Source organism: bacterium SCSIO 12741, from assembly GCA_024398055.1.
Taxonomy (GTDB): Bacteria; Bacteroidota; Bacteroidia; order Flavobacteriales_G; family Salibacteraceae; genus SCSIO-12741.
In genome coordinates this window covers 2,770,746-2,788,541 of sequence record CP073749.1, presented here as the reverse complement: position 1 = coordinate 2,788,541, position 17,796 = coordinate 2,770,746, and the positions used below count along the sequence as shown (strand labels likewise).

20 protein-coding genes, 1 tRNA gene and 2 pseudogenes are annotated in these 17,796 nt (G+C 43.3%); 7 read left to right on the top strand and 16 right to left on the bottom strand.

Annotation, left to right across the window (positions count from 1 at the left end; all coding sequences use genetic code 11):
- Positions 1-247: 247 nt before the first annotated feature.
- The 5 genes and pseudogenes from KFE98_11870 to KFE98_11850 form a co-directional block, all read right to left on the bottom strand.
- A pseudogene (locus KFE98_11870) lies at positions 248-592 on the bottom strand (hypothetical protein).
- Positions 593-714: 122 nt separating this feature from the next.
- Positions 715-906, bottom strand: a complete 192-nt coding sequence (locus tag KFE98_11865) for a hypothetical protein (protein UTW60744.1) — start codon at positions 904-906, stop codon at positions 715-717.
- 97 nt (positions 907-1,003) lie between these two features.
- On the bottom strand, positions 1,004-1,306 hold the full coding sequence (locus KFE98_11860; protein UTW60743.1) for a transcriptional regulator: 303 nt from the start codon (positions 1,304-1,306) through the stop codon (positions 1,004-1,006).
- Between the two features lies 1 nt (position 1,307).
- On the bottom strand, positions 1,308-1,946 hold the full coding sequence (locus KFE98_11855) for a hypothetical protein (protein UTW60742.1): 639 nt from the start codon (positions 1,944-1,946) through the stop codon (positions 1,308-1,310).
- Positions 1,947-2,099: 153 nt separating this feature from the next.
- Positions 2,100-2,172 (bottom strand) — tRNA-Met (locus tag KFE98_11850).
- Positions 2,173-2,245: 73 nt separating this feature from the next.
- Between KFE98_11850 and era the strand changes: the two are divergent.
- Positions 2,246-3,126, top strand: a pseudogene (gene era / locus KFE98_11845) (GTPase Era).
- Between the two features lie 61 nt (positions 3,127-3,187).
- Positions 3,188-4,495 (top strand): ribosome biogenesis GTPase Der, encoded by a 1,308-nt coding sequence (gene der, locus KFE98_11840; protein ID UTW60741.1) that lies wholly within the window; start codon positions 3,188-3,190, stop codon positions 4,493-4,495.
- A 4-nt stretch (positions 4,496-4,499) separates the two neighbouring features.
- Here the strand turns inward: der and KFE98_11835 are convergent, their stop codons facing one another.
- The 4 genes from KFE98_11835 to mazG form a co-directional block, all read right to left on the bottom strand.
- Positions 4,500-5,027, bottom strand: coding sequence for a hypothetical protein (locus tag KFE98_11835; protein UTW60740.1), 528 nt, complete (start codon positions 5,025-5,027; stop codon positions 4,500-4,502).
- A 25-nt stretch (positions 5,028-5,052) separates the two neighbouring features.
- Positions 5,053-5,553 carry a hypothetical protein gene (locus KFE98_11830; protein ID UTW60739.1) on the bottom strand — a complete coding sequence of 167 codons (501 nt, stop codon included), beginning with the start codon at positions 5,551-5,553 and terminating at the stop codon, positions 5,053-5,055.
- A gap of 95 nt (positions 5,554-5,648) precedes the next feature.
- Positions 5,649-6,110 carry a hypothetical protein gene (locus tag KFE98_11825; GenBank protein UTW60738.1) on the bottom strand — a complete coding sequence of 154 codons (462 nt, stop codon included), beginning with the start codon at positions 6,108-6,110 and terminating at the stop codon, positions 5,649-5,651.
- Between the two features lie 30 nt (positions 6,111-6,140).
- On the bottom strand, positions 6,141-6,908 hold the full coding sequence (gene mazG / locus KFE98_11820; protein UTW60737.1) for a nucleoside triphosphate pyrophosphohydrolase: 768 nt from the start codon (positions 6,906-6,908) through the stop codon (positions 6,141-6,143).
- Positions 6,909-6,964: 56 nt separating this feature from the next.
- Between mazG and KFE98_11815 the strand changes: the two genes are divergently transcribed.
- Complete coding sequence (locus KFE98_11815) at positions 6,965-8,086, top strand: acyloxyacyl hydrolase (GenBank protein UTW60736.1); 1,122 nt, start codon at positions 6,965-6,967, stop codon at positions 8,084-8,086.
- Positions 8,083-8,826 (top strand): DUF2807 domain-containing protein, encoded by a 744-nt coding sequence (locus KFE98_11810; GenBank protein UTW60735.1) that lies wholly within the window; start codon positions 8,083-8,085, stop codon positions 8,824-8,826. Before KFE98_11815 ends, KFE98_11810 begins: the two co-directional genes overlap by 4 nt.
- A gap of 4 nt (positions 8,827-8,830) precedes the next feature.
- Here the strand turns inward: KFE98_11810 and purB are convergent, their stop codons facing one another.
- Positions 8,831-10,180, bottom strand: a complete 1,350-nt coding sequence (purB, locus tag KFE98_11805; GenBank protein ID UTW60734.1) for an adenylosuccinate lyase — start codon at positions 10,178-10,180, stop codon at positions 8,831-8,833.
- 87 nt (positions 10,181-10,267) lie between these two features.
- Between purB and KFE98_11800 the strand changes: the two genes are divergently transcribed.
- Positions 10,268-11,077 carry an EI24 domain-containing protein gene (locus KFE98_11800; GenBank protein ID UTW60733.1) on the top strand — a complete coding sequence of 270 codons (810 nt, stop codon included), beginning with the start codon at positions 10,268-10,270 and terminating at the stop codon, positions 11,075-11,077.
- Between the two features lie 71 nt (positions 11,078-11,148).
- Here KFE98_11800 and KFE98_11795 read toward each other — a convergent pair whose 3' ends face one another.
- The 5 genes from KFE98_11795 to KFE98_11775 all read right to left on the bottom strand — a co-directional run bounded on the left by KFE98_11795 (position 11,149) and on the right by KFE98_11775 (position 13,988).
- On the bottom strand, positions 11,149-11,706 hold the full coding sequence (locus KFE98_11795; protein ID UTW60732.1) for a hypothetical protein: 558 nt from the start codon (positions 11,704-11,706) through the stop codon (positions 11,149-11,151).
- Between the two features lie 74 nt (positions 11,707-11,780).
- Positions 11,781-12,665 (bottom strand): DnaJ domain-containing protein, encoded by an 885-nt coding sequence (locus KFE98_11790; protein UTW60731.1) that lies wholly within the window; start codon positions 12,663-12,665, stop codon positions 11,781-11,783.
- Between the two features lie 4 nt (positions 12,666-12,669).
- Positions 12,670-13,074, bottom strand: coding sequence for a hypothetical protein (locus tag KFE98_11785; protein ID UTW60730.1), 405 nt, complete (start codon positions 13,072-13,074; stop codon positions 12,670-12,672).
- Positions 13,071-13,457: a DUF1987 domain-containing protein gene (locus KFE98_11780; GenBank protein UTW60729.1), complete on the bottom strand. Its 387-nt coding sequence runs from the start codon at positions 13,455-13,457 to the stop codon at positions 13,071-13,073. Before KFE98_11780 ends, KFE98_11785 begins: the two co-directional genes overlap by 4 nt.
- 3 nt (positions 13,458-13,460) lie before the next feature.
- The gene (locus KFE98_11775) at positions 13,461-13,988 is read right to left on the bottom strand and encodes a SiaB family protein kinase (protein ID UTW60728.1); all 528 of its coding nucleotides are present in this window, start codon (positions 13,986-13,988) and stop codon (positions 13,461-13,463) included.
- A 207-nt stretch (positions 13,989-14,195) separates the two neighbouring features.
- Between KFE98_11775 and KFE98_11770 the strand changes: the two genes are divergently transcribed.
- Positions 14,196-16,358 carry a S46 family peptidase gene (locus KFE98_11770; GenBank protein UTW60727.1) on the top strand — a complete coding sequence of 721 codons (2,163 nt, stop codon included), beginning with the start codon at positions 14,196-14,198 and terminating at the stop codon, positions 16,356-16,358.
- Positions 16,359-16,431: 73 nt separating this feature from the next.
- The gene (locus KFE98_11765) at positions 16,432-17,178 is read left to right on the top strand and encodes a class I SAM-dependent methyltransferase (GenBank protein UTW60726.1); all 747 of its coding nucleotides are present in this window, start codon (positions 16,432-16,434) and stop codon (positions 17,176-17,178) included.
- 10 nt (positions 17,179-17,188) lie between these two features.
- Here the strand turns inward: KFE98_11765 and KFE98_11760 are convergent, their stop codons facing one another.
- Positions 17,189-17,791, bottom strand: a complete 603-nt coding sequence (locus KFE98_11760) for a hypothetical protein (GenBank protein UTW60725.1) — start codon at positions 17,789-17,791, stop codon at positions 17,189-17,191.
- Positions 17,792-17,796 lie beyond the last annotated feature (5 nt).

Genomic DNA, 17,796 nt, shown 5'->3' with positions numbered 1-17,796 from the left:
AAGGAATATCTCTCACCACCGAGGGAGGCATGAATGACTGCTCCAAAACATAAGGATAATCCGTGTGATCCGGATTCCCGGAGCTAAGATCAACTCGGTTGAGAACAAAAGGAAGGGGCAGCACAACGGTCATTGTGGCAATTTGAAGAATCAAAAATCCTCGATCGTAAACCTTTTCCCATTTATGAAGCACAAATAGAAGGAAGAGAATGACGACGTTTTTTAGAATGGATTCAAGTGGAGTAAAAACCAGATGATTTCCAAAACACCCACAGTTGGTGTCATTGCCCCTTACAAACCAAAGAATGAGCAGATAGATGGTAAATAGAATGGTTAAACCAGCCAGTAACCTTAAAACAAGAGGATAGTAACGGCTATTAATCAATAGAGCCACTCCGAGGAAAAACTCCAGGGCAATAAGTAGACGTGCCATGAACGGAGCCAGAAACCAGGAAGACATGCTCGTGTCTACCAGAGTTAGCTCAAAAGGCTCTATAGGGTAGAGTTTGAGTACAGCTGAAGCCACAAAAACAGCTGCCAGAATCCCCCGAATAAGCCAGGATAAAATCGTTTTAAGGGTAAGCGATTTCATTGCGGATTCAAACTTACGCCTAAAAGAAGGATTGAGAAAAAAATTCCCACCTCCTGAATTTCCGGGGTCTTGGAAAAACTGAAGGCGGGAACCTCTCCTTGTTACCGTTTATTTAGTTCTCGTTACTGCAGTGCGCAGGACTGGGAAGATGTGTTGTAAGCTTCACAGCTGGTTTTGGCGGCGGCTTTGGCTGAGGTAATGGTAATGTCTTCGGTATCGCCGTTCGAGTCGGTACATCTGCAAGTGTGTTCTTTGATACAAGAGGTCATGCTCAACAGAACAAAAGCACTAAAAGCTAATGCTAATTTTTTCATGGTAAAATGATTTAGGGACCTAGCGGTCATTGTTGGTTCAATATTAGCGAGGTAAAGAACCTGGGTCAATAGGTAAAATGCCCTATTTATGGAAAAGCTATTCTGCTTTTCCCTTAAGTAAAGCTTCTAAGGCAGCCAGGTGGTTTTGAAAGGCCTTTTTCCCAGCTGGTGTTACCCGAAAGGACGTATTGGGTCTTTTGCCAATAAACTGCTTGCGAATTTCGATGTATTCCAGTTTCTCTAAACCCGAAATATGACTGGCCAAATTTCCATCCGTAACCTGGAGCATTTCTTTGAGATGCCCAAAATCCACCCAATCGTTGACCATAAGAATGGACATGATTCCTAAGCGAACCCGACTTTCAAAAGTCTTATCCAGGTTATTGATGATACTCTTCATGCTACTGCCGATCGTACTTGCGATGCATCACAATGCCATAAATAATGTGTAAAACACCAAAGCCTAAAGCCCAGAACAAAAGACCTTCTCCGGCAATGATTATAGCCAATAGTCCCATGATGATTTCACAAATTCCAAGGAATCGAATTTCCTTAACCGTATGGCTACTGGCACCTACCAGCGCCACTCCATAGAAGATAAGGGTTAAAGGAGCCAGCATAAAAATCATTCCCTTAAACAGCAAAATCAGGCACAGAATTCCGCCAGTGCCCAATGGAATGATCATGTTGTAAAAAACTTGCAATGCCGCCTTATCGAATAGACTCTGCCCTGTCTTTTTGGCTTTACGTGCCGTGTAAAAGAAGGAAATCAGTAGAGCCCCGACTAAAACCACTACAGCATCAGCCAGAATAAAACCAATGGTGTGGTAGGTCAATGGACCTTTGACGTTGTAAGGAGAATTGAAATAATCGCGGGAAGGATCGTTCAGGAGAAACCAGTAGGCTACTCCGGCCCCAACTAAGGCCAATATTCCAATAAATACGCCAGACAGACCGTGCAGGGAAATGAACTTGGTTGATTTCTCCATCATTTCCCGGATATCGTGCAGGGCCTCCAAGTGTTCTTGTTCGCTTGCCATGGTCAGATACGTTTAAAAAGTACTTTGAGAAACAATGTTAGGGAAAATTGGGGTGTTTATTCTTGAAATTCTCTGAAGTTGTGAATGAGTCCTTGTGCAAGGTCGAAAAGAAGCATAAAAAAAGCCCCTGATTTCTCAGAGGCTTTTCTTTAGATGCGGAGGTAGGACTCGAACCTACGACCTTCGGGTTATGAGCCCGACGAGCTACCAACTGCTCCACTCCGCGGTATCTTTTTCGTTTGGGACGGCAAATATAAGTCAATCTTTATTTTTGTAGCATCAAATTTTAAGAAAAAGTTATGTCGCATCGCTCGGGGTTCGTAAACCTCATCGGAAATCCCAACGCTGGGAAGTCTACCCTCATGAATCAATTAGTGGGTGAACGTTTATCTATTATTACGTCAAAAGCCCAAACTACTCGCCACAGGATCAAGGGAATAGTCAATGGGGAGGATTTTCAGATAGTCTACTCCGACACTCCAGGAATTGTAGATCCCGCCTACAAAATGCACGAAGGAATGATGCAATTTGTAGAAACATCTTTGTCGGATGCGGATGTCATTTTAATGGTGATTGAAGTCGGAGAAAAGGCGATTAAGAACGAAAAAATCTTCGAACGACTCCAAAAAACGAGCGTTCCCATCCTCATTGCGCTCAACAAAATGGACTTGGTCAACGCCGAAAAGGTCAGAGAATTTAAAGAGCATTGGGAAAAATTATTGCCTCAAGCGGAGGTTATTCCCATTTCCGCACTTAAAGGAAAGCGGGTGGAAATGTTGCTTAAACGTCTCAAAAGGCACCTCCCCGAATCCCCCCCTATTTTCCCAAAGACGAATTGACCGATAAACCCATGCGTTTTTTCGTTTCTGAAATGATCCGGGAGAAAATCTTCCTGAACTATAAAAAGGAAATCCCTTACTCCTGTGAAGTGGAAGTAACCGAGTATAAGGAAGCCGAAGACATCATACATATCCGAAGCGAGATTTATGTGGAACGGGAAAGCCAAAAAGGAATTTTAATCGGTCACAAAGGAAGCGCCCTGAAAAAGCTCGGATCAGATGCCCGAAAAGACATGGAAGAGTTCGTTCAGAAGAAGGTCTTTTTGGATTTACATATTAAGGTAAACAAGGATTGGCGGAATCAGGAACGCCAGCTTAAACGTTTCGGTTATTTGAATTAAATCTTTATCCTGCTGTAAGGCAGGAATTACCTTTCTTTGCAGGTCCAAAAATTACCGGGGTATGAACAACATTATTGCCATCGTAGGTCGCCCAAATGTGGGTAAATCCACTTTCTTTAATCGCCTTGTAGGACGTCGTGAAGCCATCGTGGATGAATTTAGTGGAGTAACCCGGGATCGCCATTATGGTACTTCAGATTGGAATGGTCGGGATTTTAACCTGATCGATACCGGAGGATATATCAAAGATTCTGACGATGTATTCGATGCTGAAATCCGTAAGCAGGTAGAAATTGCATTGGAAGAGGCGGATGTAATCCTCTTTATGGTTGACGTGATGGCTGGTATCATCGATTTGGATGAAGACATGGCTCATATTCTTCGTCAATCGGATAAGCCGGTTTTTGTAATTGCGAATAAGGTGGATACTCACCAACGGCGATTGGATGCTGCCGAATTCTACTCCTTAGGATTGGGTGAAGTGTATTGTATCTCTTCTATTAATGGAAGTGGAACCGGCGAATTGTTGGATGAGGTTGTAAAACACCTTCCAGCTGCAGTGACCAAAAACGAAAATGACGGCCTACCTCGATTTGCTGTGGTAGGAAGGCCCAATGCCGGAAAATCTTCTTTCATCAATACCTTGATCGGGGAAGAGCGCAACATCGTTACCGATATTGCTGGTACCACGCGAGACACCAATGACATTCACTACAAGTCTTACGGATTTGAATTTGTCCTGGTGGATACCGCTGGAATTCGTAAAAAGAAAAAGGTACACGAAGACCTCGAGTTCTATTCGGTGATGCGTGCCATTCGAGCCATTGAAAAATCGGATGTGTGTTTCGTTATGATTGACACAGTCGAGGGTATCAGCGCTCAGGATCTCAACATTCTTAACCTGGCCTACAAAAACAACAAGGGAATTGTTATTCTCTTCAACAAGTGGGATTTGGTTGAAAAAGAAACCAACTCAGCACGGGATTTGGAACGCGAAATCAAAAACAAATTGGCTCCTTTTACCGATGTAGATGTTTTGTTTATCTCCGTAAAAGATAAGCTGCGTATTCACAAAGCTCTGGATGCTGGATTGCGTGTATTTAAAAATAGGACCAAGAAGATTGCCACGAGCAAGCTCAACGATTTCTTCCTACCCTTAATTGAGGCCTACCCTCCCCCATCGATTAAAGGAAAGTACATCAAGATTAAGTATGTGACCCAGCTTCCGGTTTATTATCCAAGTTTTGCTTTTTACTGCAACCTACCGCAGTACATCAAAGATCCTTACAAACGTTATTTGGAAAACAAGCTTCGGGAAGAGTTCGGATTTACCGGTGTACCGATTCAAATCTACTTTCGGAAAAAATAGGATTCTAGCGAATCCTCGTTCCTTCAAAGTGCTTTGTCTCCCATTCTGGAAGGGGCTGTCCGAAACTGTAAAACTTCAGGTCATACAGGATTCTTTCACCGTTGTCCAACAGGTGAAACCGCTCATGATTATACTCTGAATCATCCTCCTTGTCACGATAAGTTAACGTTCGGTCTTTGATCTGGGTAAGGTAGACATGCTGACGATCTGCACCCACTTTAAGTGACCAATAATAATATGGCAACCATTCCGCTCCCGTATATTTTTCAGCTGTTAAATAAAAAGTATCGGGTCTCGAAAAACTGGCCCACTCATGGGTTCTACCATCCGGATAAGAAACCGTATGATAGTGTCTATAGGTTCCTACATAAACTCCACCCCAATGTCCAATTTGATATTGAGAACTTGAGGTATCTGGCAACATTTGAGTAGATACTACGGGTTCGGGATCTGGCTCTGTTTCGATGTCCTTTTTACAGGCACTAAACAGGACAATCCCACATAAAAGACCTATGTATAGTTGATGTTTCATGGTTGCTCTTTATTCGTTTTCCTGATTATGGCAGCTTCTTCCCTACAAATTCAGTCTCTGAAGAATAGTTATGCATGTAGGCGGGGTCCAGCTCATCATGATAACTAATGGAATCGGTGGACAGAAGTTTTAAATCCAAATCTCTTTGATCCTCTTGATAATTGTAAGAAGTAGTTCCGGCCTTTAGATCTGGGATTTTTCTGACTTGAATCGTACTACTACGTTTTACCCACCAGTGAGAACTGCCAGCATGATAAGCGGCATGATCCCAACGACGGCGCTCCAATTTCCAGGTCGTTTTGTTCAAAACCGAAATCGTAACTGTATCAGCCACGAGGGTGTCTTTATAGCCACCGAGGCCCGTCGCTATCAAACGAGTGGTACCAGCATACCTACCACTCCATTGATTGATAAAAACTTGAGTGGTATCAACGGAAGAGGATGTGGATGAGGTGTCTGGTGTGGTTACGCTTTTGGTACAGGAAAGGGTCACTAAAACCAATATTATTAAAGAAAGGAACTTCATCGTGGGTTAGTATTAAGGAATAGAACAAGTTACTCATTAAATACGCAAGTTCAATTCCAGTTATATAATGGTCAGTCGAGCTTAAGCGAGAACTATCAAATCTTCTTTCCCTTAAACCGGTAAAAGACATATTCCCTTTGTTCCTGGTTTTGATTCTGGCTATAGATCAGCGAATCTCCATCCCTAAAGTGAACATCCCAATAGTAGGCACGGTCGGCCAGTCGATAGAAGTCTTTTTGCCCATCATAATCTTCAAATACCGTAGTCGTTTCTTCCCGGGTTCTATAAAACTTGTGTTGATTAGGAGTTGCATAAGACATTCCTACAATAAACTTCTTTACTTCAAATTTTGAGGCATCAACTCTCGGAATGATGATGACCGTATCGGTTAGTGTGGTATCGTAGGAAGCTCCATCAATTTGATGAGAAACATAGGTTTGCCCAACATAGGTGGCTCCTGGAATTGGAATAATTTCTTCTTCTTTTTTACAGGATTGAAAGATGACGACAAAAAGGGCTAAGCCCAAGGTAAATTTGGTATAAAAAGGAAGTGTCATGGATGGTGTATTAACTTCTAATACCCGAAGTTACTGCTTTTTGGCCTTTTCCCAAAAAAAGTCCATCTCCTCCAAGCTCATCGTTTTGAGGTCTTTTCCTTCCATTCTGACTTGATCTTCTAAAAACTGAAACCGCTGAATGAACTTCTTGTTGGTCCGCTCCAAAGCACTTTCCGGATCCAGATTAAGAAAGCGCGCATAGTTGATCACAGAAAAAAGAACATCCCCAAGTTCATCCTCCATTTTCTCGACATCGGCTCCGTTATGCACTTCGTGTTTCAGTTCATCCAACTCTTCATGAACCTTTTCCCAAACTTGTTCTTTATTGTCCCAATCAAATCCTACTCCACGAGCCTTTTCCTGGATGCGATTGGCCTTGACCATCGCTGGCAATGACTTCGGCACCCCTTCAAGAACAGATTTTTTACCCTCTTTCAATTTGAGTTTTTCCCAATTGGACTTTACTTCTTCTTCATCCTCCACTTCCACATCACTGTAGATATGAGGGTGGCGGTGAATCAATTTGTCGCAAACCGAATTAATGGCATCTGCTATGTCGAAGGTTTGTTGCTCAGAACCAATTTTTCCGTAAAAAACCAGGTGCAACAGGATGTCTCCTATTTCCTTTTTGATCTCCTCATGGTCATTTTCCAAAATGGCATCGGCCAGCTCATAGGTTTCTTCAATAGTCAGCTTTCGCAGGCTCTCCATGGTCTGCTTTTGATCCCAAGGGCATTTTTCCCTAAGGTCATCCATGATGTTCAATAATCGTTGAAAAGCAACTAAGCGATGATCCATTTCCGGTATTTTTTGATTCCTTTTTTCGGGTATTTTTGTCGTCCTGAAAAACTTGTATGCAAAGGTATTTGATTTTCATTCTGGTGGCATTTCTAACCAGCCAATCTGGCTTCGCACAAGAAGATGCAGAAGTGCCCGCTAATAGTCGACCCAATGTTCAGGTCAAAGCTTCCTATCATTTTGGTTTTTTGATTCCGCATCGAACCCGAATGCAACACATTCCTAAGGAATACACCCAAGGTATTGAGCTTAACATTGAAAAAGCCAGCTCGGGTCACCAGGATTGGGAAAAACTCTACAATCACCCTACGGTAGGACTATCCATTCTCTTTACTGGTGCGGGGAACTATGATGTTTTGGGAAATGCCATTGGCATTAATCCTTACGTTTCGTTTCCGCTCGTTCGATCCGAAAAGTTTCAACTCTACACCAGCTGGGGTTGGGGATTGGGTTACTTAACCAACAAATACGATCCAGCAGAGAATCACAAAAACAACGCTATTGGCTCCCACCTCAATCTATTTGCCTCGATTAAACTCAAGGCTGAATATGTGGTAGCACGTCGATTGGCTTTGTCTTTGGGGTGTGCCTTTAACCACTGGAGCAACTCGGCTTTGCAATACCCCAATCTTGGTTTGAATGTTCCTACCATTAGTGCTGGTGCGCGATACTCTTTTTACGATCCCATTTCTTATTCCAAACTTCCCAAGGCGGAAAGAAAGAAGATCAAGCCAAGTAAGAAAAATGAATTTGCGGCTATCGCCTCGGTAGGGTTTAGAGCGTACTCCAGCACCGACAACAACATCTATCCAGTATATACCCTATCTGGACAATACGCCCGGTTGTGGAGTAAAAAATACAAACTAAGTGTAGGAGCAGATGTCTTTTACAGCACGGCTCTGCAACAACAAATTGAAAATGCCGGCGAAACGGGATCAAAAACAGCTCTTCAAGTAGGAACAATCGTAAGCTACCATCAAACTTTGGGAAAGTTCTCGATCTTACTCGGCATGGGTGTTTACGTGTTTGAACAAACCGACTTTGGCGAAACCTTTTACCACCGGTTTGGTACCCGGTTTAATGTAGGAAAACGATTTATGATCAATACCGCTCTGCACACCCATTGGGCCAGAGCGGATCACATGGAATTTGGAATTGGATATCAATTAGCAAGATGAAAAAGATAACATCACATACGGTTTTGATCGGCTTGCTTTTGATCGGAACTGTTTTACTTACGGGCGGCTGCAAAAAATGCAGTGGAAAACTGGGTGACTTAGCAGAAGAGACCTACCCGCTTTCGAGTTTTGACGCCTTGGACATTCAAGGCAAATTTACGGTTCAGCTTTGCCAGGATTCAACCTTCAAAATGAGGGTGAAAGCCCTTGAAGGATTGATGGATAACATCAACTATGAAGTGAATGACGGCGTGCTCAAAATTGAAAACAAAAACAAGTGTGCCATTCGAACCAATTACTCGGATAAGGTCGTTCTGGAAATTGGATGTGGCGAACTGAAAAAGATTGAGATGACCAATCCAGAGAAGCTCGCCAGCTGTGGAAGACTCCGCTCCGACCGATTGGACATTAAACTCAAAGATTGCTCTCCAGAATTAGACTTAGTGGGAGAATTTGATATCCTCACCTTACTGATAGACGATGGAACACCTAGCACCCGTTTGGCTGGTTCCTGCCGCTATTTTAAGTTGGAAAATGCCTCTCTTGGAAAGTTTGATGCCACCGAACTTGAAGCTTCAGAAATTCTAATCAGCTCCAATTCGACCAGCCACATCGATCTTTGGGCAGTCAACAAACTTACCCTATGGTTAGAAGGCAGCGAAAAGATTCGCTACAAAGGAGAGCCTGAGGTATCGGCTAAAATTCCTTCCCACAGCTCGGCTACTTACGAAAAATTATAAGGTTTTACTTGACCAGTTGAATCCCGGTATAGTTAGAAGGAGTAATCTTTCTAAGCTCTGCTTTGATCTCCTCATTCACATCGAGTGTTTCAATAAAGGCAGCAATAGCTTCCCCATTGATGGTCTCATTCTTACGGGTAAGAGCCTTAAGTGCCTCGTATGGTGAAGGGTAGCTTTCTCTTCTCAAAACCGTTTGGATAGCCTCAGCCACTACAGCCCAGTTGTTTTCCAAATCCTGCTCGAGAGCCTCTTCATTCAGTAGCAATTTACCCATTCCTTTGATCAAGGAGTTGTAGGCAATTAAGCTGTTACCAAAAGGCACACCCACATTTCTCATAACCGTAGAATCGGTCAGGTCACGTTGTAGACGAGATACGGGCAACTTAGCCGCCAGGTGCTCATAAAGGGCATTGGCAATTCCCAGGTTACCTTCAGCATTTTCAAAGTCAATCGGATTCACCTTGTGAGGCATAGCTGAAGATCCCACTTCTCCTTTTTTGATCTTCTGCTTGAAATAGTCCATGGAAATGTAGGTCCACATATCTCTGGAGAAGTCCAGCAAAATGGTATTGATTCTTTTCAATACATCACAAAGGGCAGCCAGGTGATCGTAATGCTCAATTTGAGTGGTTGTTTGAGAACGATCCACTTCCAGGTTTTCGGCCAAAAATCGGTTTGCAAATTCTACCCAATCAATCTCCGGATAGGCCACGTGATGGGCATTAAAGTTTCCAGTAGCACCACCAAACTTGGCAGAAACTGGAATTTCATGGATATATCCCAATTGTTGCTCCAATCGCTCACTATACACTTGAATCTCTTTTCCCAATCGGGTAGGTGATGCAGGTTGACCATGGGTACGTGCCAGCATGGCTACATCTTTCCACTCTTGAGCAAAGTCTTTGAGTTGATTCAAAATAGTTTCCAACTGCGGAGCAATTACAGCCGTTAAAGCATCCCGAATCATCATGGGATTAGCCGTATTGTTGATATCCTGAGAAGTTAGCCCAAAGTGAATGAACTCCTTCTGCTCACTTAGCCCCAAGTCATCCATGCGCTCTTTGATAAAGTACTCAACCGCTTTTACGTCATGGTTAGTAACCTTTTCAATGTCCTTAATGGCTTGAGCATCTTCCTCTGTAAAGTTGCGGTACAAATCGCGAAGTGGTTCGTAAACCGTAGCCTTTACATCTTCCAACTGAGGGAGCGGAAGCTCACATAAGGCAATAAAATATTCCACTTCTACCCATACCCGGTACTTAAACAAGGCGTACTCTGAAAAATACTCTTGTAGATCTGTGGTTTTGCTGGCGTAACGTCCGTCAATTGGTGAAATTGCTCTTAAGCTGCTCATTTCTTGTTCCTTTGTTGAGGCCGCGAATTTACAACTTTTAATAGCGATGGAGGGGATTTATTCCGCGTGATTCTCTTACTTTAAAAAATGCTCGAACTAATCCGTTTTCGACGTTTTGACACAGCCCTCAAACAACACTACCGGGCCTGGGGATTTATGCGCAAAAATCGGTTGACCTGGTTCTTCCTTTTTCCTTTGTTTTTCAATGCTCTGGTCTTTTACGGAGGCGTTCAACTTGTGAGCCACTGGTCCGATTTGGCCATTGAATCCATGCGAGGCTGGTTGGATCTTCAAGCTCAGCAATCCGATTGGGCAGAGTACATCTGGACAGGCCTCTATGTGATTGTTTGGATTGTTATCCGTATTTTATTTTTCATCTTCTTCGCCTATGTGGGAGGTTATGTTGTGCTCCTCTTGCTCTCCCCTATTCTGGCGTGGCTATCCGAGCTAACCGAATCCAAACAGCGCGGCACTAAAACTACCTTCAACGCCAAACTTTACCTCAACAACTTATTTCGGGGAATTGCGATCACCCTCCGATGCCTGATCCTGGAAGCTCTATTCACTCTGATCTTTTTCATCTTAGGGTTAATTCCCTTGATCGGCTTTGCCGCTCCGGCTGGGTTGTTTGGAGTAACGGCCTATTACTACGGTTTTTCTCTCATGGACTACACCCTGGAGCGAAGAGGTTACACCATGAGTCAAAGCATTCGTTTCATGCGATATTATCGTGGAAGTGTCATCGGAATAGGAGTTCCTTTTTCAGTGGTGCTCATTATCCCTATTCTGGGCCCATTCATATCCGGTTTTGTAGCCATTTGGGGAAGTGTCGCAGCAACTTTGGAAACGCTGGAGATATTGGACAGCGAAGCGTTTGAGAAGAATTTTAAAGGATAAATTGCACCATCAAATTTTAGGGTCTTTTACTTCAAAAGGCAAGAATACGGATACCGAAAAGATTGAAAAGTTCAAAACTTCTGCGGCCCATCCCAAGTTCCATTGGACAGCTCTTCCAACTCTTCCATCAGGTATTCAAGACCCAAAAAAGGTTTTTCCAGGTTGTGATTTTGGCTTCGGGCAACTATTTGTCCATTTCGCCGGTCGATGAGAATGAAATCGTATTTCAGGTAAATGACGGTGGAAGATGTTTTCTCGATACTCACCAGATCGTATTCGTAGTCTATGAGGAAGGGATAATTCTCGGATTTTAAGGCAGCATTACTTTCAAGAGATTCAACGGATACCTCCCGAACGGAAATATTCGCCTCATCAATTGCCATTTCTTGAGCGGCTCGTAAACCGCGCAATTTGGAGTCGTGAATTTCTTCGGCTTCGGTACAGTACATTTTGTCCCCTCTTCGGTCATGGCATTTCATACCAATAGAATCCAGGGAAGTAACCAGAAATTTGACTTTCTGCCATTCTTCCACTACCACTACTTCATACCATTCTACCTTTTGCCCGAACAGAGACCCTGAACAAAGCAGAAACACGACTACGAACAACGAAAAAACATTGACTCTCATCGCACCCCTTAATCCTGAATGCAAAATTAGCCCAATCCGGTAGGAATTGGAAATGCAATTCGTCTAAAAAAACATTAAGATAACTGTGAGAAAAAGTCGATCAGGTACTGAAACTTGTTCTCTCGAATGAGGTAGTGTAAAATGAGTGCCGGGTAGGCTATGAGGGTGACAAAATAGAGCAGGTAAAACCGCACTTCATTCTTTTTGTAAAAAAGGATAAAGCCAGGAATGAAAAACAGAAGTGGAAACAAAGGATAGAAGGAGAAGAAATTGAATCCATCCTCCATTACAATTTCACCCTCTTGTTCGTATTTGATAATTCGATAATCCAGGAATTCACGGAGCATGGGACTGTAATCCATGTATAAACTATCGCGGATCCCCAGCTTCAAAAAGACTCTTTCCGGCACATCGATCTGTCCACCATCTACAAAGAATATGGTGTTTCGTGAGAAAAGCTCGTAATGCACCGTATTTTTCACTTTATGCGCCTCTTCTCTTTGAGGAAGTATAAAGTCTACCATCATGATAAATCCAAAAATCACGATAGCGAGAGCAAATATTCTTACCACCCACCAAACGACGCCACTGGTAAGCATATTGAATACGCCCAATTCAATTTCTTCGGCCTCCTTCTGATGCATTTCAGCATACTTACGAGCTCTTTGACGCATGGCTTCACGCTGATCTTCTTCATAGCCATAAGCCGAAGCCGTTTGGCTCGAAGGCCTTTGCGCTCTCCTACTCCTCTGGTAGGCCTCATACATCTGATTGATTTCAGAGCCACCACCCATCAAAGCCTCATAAGCCTTGTGGATTCGAATAAATTCCTCCTTGGCTCCCGGATCCTGATTGACATCGGGATGATAGCGCATAGCCAATTCGCGGTAGCGCTTTTTTATTTCTCCATCACTGGCAGACGGAGGAAGTCCAAGAATATCGAGGTGGTACTGACGCATGGGGTCAGGATTCGGGATCGGTGGAGCAGCCTTTGGCTACATTGATGTCATCAAAAACCCAGGTATAATCTGGATTTTCGGGATCAAAACCAGGCATTTCAATTTTCAGCTTCCACTTCTTCCCTGGAGCCACACATTTGGTCATGTGTCCCGTATTGTGGGCGGCAGCTGTTAGTTTGTATATAAATATGGAAAATGCGACTTCAACCGAGTCAGATTGGTTGTTTCTAATCTTTAATTTGACCAGGTAATCTGATTCAGCTTTAGAAAACAGCCCTTTCTTTTTCACTTTAAAAGTCAGGTCTTGCTGGTTCTCTTCAAACAAGTTTGTATTTACCCCCTGGGCATTGACCGTGAAGGCCATTAACATAAAACCGGCAATTGCAACCGGAATTTGAATCCATCTCATAATTCTTCTACAGGAATTTTCTGGAAGGGTATGTTGATGATAATCTCATAATCCTCACCCGCTTCCAACATATCTTCATCATCAATTTCGTAATACCACTTTACCACAACCGGGTCCAGAGAATTACGGGTCAATTCTTCGGCTTTTTTAAACACATCCAGCAAACATTTGGATGAACTGGTATTGAAATACTCCAACTTGATCACCACTTCAGTGTTTGATCTTGGGGAAGAAACGTACTGATCCAACCAATCGTACAGGGGTTTATAGAAATCAACGGCATTTTCAGGGATACTCCTTCCGCTCAATTCTAAAATACCAGTCTGCGCGTTAAAATCAACGCGAGGTGTTTTCGAGGTTCCTTCCAGCATGAAATTTTCCATAGGTCAATCAATTATAATTTTAAGCAAAAAATAATACAGGCCGTCTTCACCCGGTGTAACCTTGTAAGACAGCTGATTCCCTGATTTTCGAGCCATATCCAACAAACCTAATCCACTGCCCCCTAATGCAGTTCGCTTACCATCCTTTAATACACTTTGGTATTTTTCGACCAATTGCTTGGAGTCTAAAGCATTGATATCCTCAATCTGTCGAATGAGTTTATCCTTATTCTCCTCGGATAAATAATTGCCTAAATTAAGCTCGTATACCCCTTGATTTCTCAGCAAAAGCGCTGTTACCTGATCCTTGCTTTCTTCTAACAAAAGGGCATTCTTGTAAGAGTTCTGCAAGCTCTCTACTAAAATGCTAAATACCTTTTTTCGAATTCGCCTCTCAACGTTGCGTGTAATTAATACCGATTCCGTGAAATGGAGCAAGTCGTTTATTACCTGTTTATCTAACCGACCATGATAGGTGAGAACGATATCGTTCTCCGATAACTTGTCTGCTATTTCTTTCAGGTCAATCATTCCTCTCCTGCCGGTCAATCGTCGTATCAACAACCCCTTGAGGCCGAACAAAGATATCATTTCTACAGGCACTCATAGAAGTAAAATACCATTCTTGTAGGGATTCAACCAATCCTCCCGGTTTGCCCCAAGCGTAGCCAAGATTTATCTATGTTTGTGCCCCATTTTTTGAGAATACTAATCTCGTCTATAAAATTCAAAACAGTTATGTTAAAGAAAGTACTTGTAGCGGCCATCTTGGTTGGGTTCTTAGGCCTACCAGAAGCCCGAAGTGACGAAGGAATGTGGTTGCCCATGTTCATTAAACGGCTAAACTATGCCGACATGCAGGAAAAGGGGCTGAAGCTTACCCCAGATGAAATTTACAGCGTAAACAGTTCTTCACTGAAAGACGCTATCGTAGGATTAGGTCGTCCCGCTTTTAATTTCTGCTCGGGTGAGATCGTATCTTCCCAAGGGTTGTTTATTACAAACCACCACTGTGGATACGGAACGATTCAAGCCAACAGTACTGTTGAGCACAACTACCTGAAAGACGGTTTTTGGGCCATGAACAAAGGAGAAGAAATTCCAGCTGGATTTTCTATTTCCATTCTTGATCACATGGAAGACGTTACCGCTACTGTATTGGCAGCTGTAAACGACAACATGGACGAGACTCAGCGCGCTGCTGCTATTGCTCCAATTATGGATAGCCTTCAAAAAGCTAACTCTGGAGAAGGAATGCAAGCCGTTGTAAAAAGCTTTTTCAAAGGAAATGAGTACTACATGTTCGTTTACCAGGTTTTCCCTGACGTTCGTTTGGTAGGTGCTCCTCCTTCTTCTATCGGAAAATTTGGTGGTGATACAGACAACTGGATGTGGCCACGTCACACGGGTGACTTCACTCTTTTCCGTATCTACGCTGGCAAAGACAACAAGCCTGCTGCTTACTCAGAAGACAACGTACCTTACAAGCCAAAGCACCACTTGCCTGTTAACATCAAAGGGCTAAACGAAGGTGACTACGCTATGATCTGGGGTTTCCCTGGAAGAACTCAGCGCTACCTTTCCTCCTACGGAATTGAGCACATGATCTACAAAGAGTACCCAACTCGTATTAAAGTAAGAAGAATGAAGCTTGACCTTTATGAAGAAGGTATGGCTCGTGACGAGGCTACTCGTATTAAGTACTCAAGCAAGCACGCTGGCGTGAGTAACTACTGGAAGAACTTCATCGGAATGTCTACAAGCCTTGAAGCTCTTGACGTAGCTGGACAAAAAAGAGCTCAGGAAAAAGAATTTTCTGACTGGGTTGCAGCTGACTCTAAGCGTCAGGAAAAATACGGTTCTGTATTGATGATGTACCAAAATGGATACGATACCCTTTTGAAAACTCAAAAGAAAAGAGACCTTTATGTAGAAGGTATCTGGGGAATTGAAATCCTTACTCTTTCTGCTCAATTTATGGCCTTAGACAAGCTTCTTGCTTCTGACGAGGTTGATCCTAAAGCTTTGGATGGAATGATTCAGCAAATCAAAGGTGCTGCTGGCGATTTCTACAAAGACTACGATGCTCAAATCGATCAGAACGTGATGGCAGCTGTGATGAAAATGTACGGTGAAGAAGTTCCTGCTGAATTGCAAGCAGAATACTTCAAGACCTTGGACAAAAAATACAAAGGCAACTACGAAAAGTTGGCAGCTGATGTATTCAAAAAGTCTTTCATGGCCAATGAAGACAAAATGAACGCTTTCTTCGCTAAAGCTTCTTCTAAGTCTTTGTCTGCTGATCCTGCTTTCAAAATGTTCAAGGAGTTCTACATGGACTACATGACCAATACTTCACCTGTGCGTAAGGTTGCCGGTGAGCAATTGGCCCGTGCAGAGCGTTTGTACATTGACGCTATTCGTCAAATCAATCCTGATAAGTCTTACTACCCAGATGCTAACAGTACTTTGCGTTTTACTTACGGAAACGTAGGTGGATATGTACCTCGTGATGCTACTTACTTCAAGTACTTCACTACCGCTCAGGGTATCCTTGAAAAGTACAAGCCTGGTGATTTGGAATTTGACGCTCCTGCTCAGTTGATCGAAATGATCAAAAACAAAGACTACGGTCGTTATGCAAAAGACGGTGACTTGGTAGTTTGTTTCTTGAGCAACAATGACATTACTGGTGGTAACTCCGGAAGTCCTGTAATCAACGGTGAAGGTCACTTGATCGGAACTGCTTTTGACGGAAACTGGGAAGCGATGAGTGGTGACGTTGACTTTGAAGAAAACCTTCAGCGTACTATTTCTGTTGATATTCGTTACACGCTATTTATCATTGACAAGTTTGCAGGTGCTGGTCACCTTGTAGATGAGATGACAGTGATTGAATAATAGCCTGAACTCCTTTATATTTGAAAGCCTGTTGTGGTTCCACTTGAACCCGACAGGCTTTTTTTATTGACTGATGGGGCATCATAATAAATCAGATTGGTTTGGAGAATGGTTTGATTCTCCCTACTACAGTATCCTGTATAAGGATCGTAGCGATTCGGAGGCACGTGAGTTTATCCAACGCCTGCTCGATCACCTCAAACCCAAAGCCGATGCCCGCATTTTGGATTTGGCTTGCGGACGAGGTCGACACTCCAAGGAAATGGCCCGTTTGGGCTACCAGGTCACCGGAATCGATCTATCTGCCCATGCCATAAAACAGGCCAACTTGCACGGTTGCCAAAACCTCCATTTCGCCATTCAGGATATGCGGGAAGTCTACCGCGAAAACTACTTCGATTGCATCTTCAATCTATTTACCAGTTTCGGGTATTTCAATGACTCGGAGGATAACCTTAAGGTTCTTCAATCCGTGGTTCAAGGCCTCGTACCAGAAGGTTGCTTTGTTCTCGATTTCTTGAACTGCCATAAGCTACGCAAACACCTCAACCCCTCCGAAGTGAAAGTTGTGGATGGCATTAAATTCAACATTGAAAGGGTGCTACAAAACCACACCATTACGAAACACATCCACTTTGAAGATGGAGGACGATCCTACGATTTTGAGGAACGTGTTACGGCCTTTACACGAGAGGAGTTGGAAGAACTACTATCTCAAGCTCAATTAAATATTCGGGAAGTTTTTGGGAGTTATGATTTGGAATCGTTTGACTTGGAAACGAGCGATCGGCTTATTCTGATTACCCAGAAGAAAAACTAAGCCATACCCTCTAAAAATCCGGATCCAGATTCAACCGGGTTCTCAAATCCTGTAGCTTCGGGTTCAATTCCATCATCCGATCGAAGCGTTCGCGATTGGTGTAGTACCTTTTTTTCTGCACCTCTACCCTCACCTCTGTTTCAATCTGAATGCCGTAGTTATTAAGTCTTTCCCGCAAGAATGAAAGAATCTCCACCTTCTCCTGATTCATTTCATTTTGCATCACCTTGTTGTCCAGCATCACTTTTAGTTTCCAATTCTCATCCATTTCAGGATCATTGGTAAGCATGGTGGAGGCCAAACTGGAGCGACTTTTCCCCTGAAGATTTTTAGCGTATTCCTTCCAAAGTTTGTTCAGGTCCTCAACCTTAAAAGGGTCACGAGGCTTGTTACGCAGTAATTCTTCTTCAGAAATTTCCTCGGTTTTCTCTTCATCCACCTTATTCATCATGTCCTTTACCGAGACCAATTTGGATTGGAAGGACAAGCCGCTCATCTTTCCTTTGCCTAACTTTCGAGGTTGCGGCGCAGGGGCAGCTTTACGAATAGGGGGAGCTGGAGGTGGCGGAGCCTGTGGAGGCGGACCAGGGCTTGTAGCCGGGTTTGCACTCACGGTGG

Excerpts from the sequence above, each read along its gene's own strand:
- KFE98_11865 (UTW60744.1), bottom strand. The coding sequence starts at position 906 with ATGAAAAAATTAGCATTAGCTTTTAGTGCTTTTGTTCTGTTGAGCATG.
- KFE98_11860 (UTW60743.1), bottom strand. The coding sequence starts at position 1,306 with ATGAAGAGTATCATCAATAACCTGGATAAGACTTTTGAAAGTCGGGTT.
- KFE98_11855 (UTW60742.1), bottom strand. The coding sequence starts at position 1,946 with ATGGCAAGCGAACAAGAACACTTGGAGGCCCTGCACGATATCCGGGAA.
- der (UTW60741.1), top strand. The coding sequence starts at position 3,188 with ATGAACAACATTATTGCCATCGTAGGTCGCCCAAATGTGGGTAAATCC.
- KFE98_11835 (UTW60740.1), bottom strand. The coding sequence starts at position 5,027 with ATGAAACATCAACTATACATAGGTCTTTTATGTGGGATTGTCCTGTTT.
- KFE98_11830 (UTW60739.1), bottom strand. The coding sequence starts at position 5,553 with ATGAAGTTCCTTTCTTTAATAATATTGGTTTTAGTGACCCTTTCCTGT.
- KFE98_11825 (UTW60738.1), bottom strand. The coding sequence starts at position 6,110 with ATGACACTTCCTTTTTATACCAAATTTACCTTGGGCTTAGCCCTTTTT.
- mazG (UTW60737.1), bottom strand. The coding sequence starts at position 6,908 with ATGGATCATCGCTTAGTTGCTTTTCAACGATTATTGAACATCATGGAT.
- KFE98_11815 (UTW60736.1), top strand. The coding sequence starts at position 6,965 with ATGCAAAGGTATTTGATTTTCATTCTGGTGGCATTTCTAACCAGCCAA.
- KFE98_11810 (UTW60735.1), top strand. The coding sequence starts at position 8,083 with ATGAAAAAGATAACATCACATACGGTTTTGATCGGCTTGCTTTTGATC.
- purB (UTW60734.1), bottom strand. The coding sequence starts at position 10,180 with ATGAGCAGCTTAAGAGCAATTTCACCAATTGACGGACGTTACGCCAGC.
- KFE98_11800 (UTW60733.1), top strand. The coding sequence starts at position 10,268 with ATGCTCGAACTAATCCGTTTTCGACGTTTTGACACAGCCCTCAAACAA.
- KFE98_11795 (UTW60732.1), bottom strand. The coding sequence starts at position 11,706 with ATGAGAGTCAATGTTTTTTCGTTGTTCGTAGTCGTGTTTCTGCTTTGT.
- KFE98_11790 (UTW60731.1), bottom strand. The coding sequence starts at position 12,665 with ATGCGTCAGTACCACCTCGATATTCTTGGACTTCCTCCGTCTGCCAGT.
- KFE98_11785 (UTW60730.1), bottom strand. The coding sequence starts at position 13,074 with ATGAGATGGATTCAAATTCCGGTTGCAATTGCCGGTTTTATGTTAATG.
- KFE98_11780 (UTW60729.1), bottom strand. The coding sequence starts at position 13,457 with ATGGAAAATTTCATGCTGGAAGGAACCTCGAAAACACCTCGCGTTGAT.
- KFE98_11775 (UTW60728.1), bottom strand. The coding sequence starts at position 13,988 with ATGATTGACCTGAAAGAAATAGCAGACAAGTTATCGGAGAACGATATC.
- KFE98_11770 (UTW60727.1), top strand. The coding sequence starts at position 14,196 with ATGTTAAAGAAAGTACTTGTAGCGGCCATCTTGGTTGGGTTCTTAGGC.
- KFE98_11765 (UTW60726.1), top strand. The coding sequence starts at position 16,432 with ATGGGGCATCATAATAAATCAGATTGGTTTGGAGAATGGTTTGATTCT.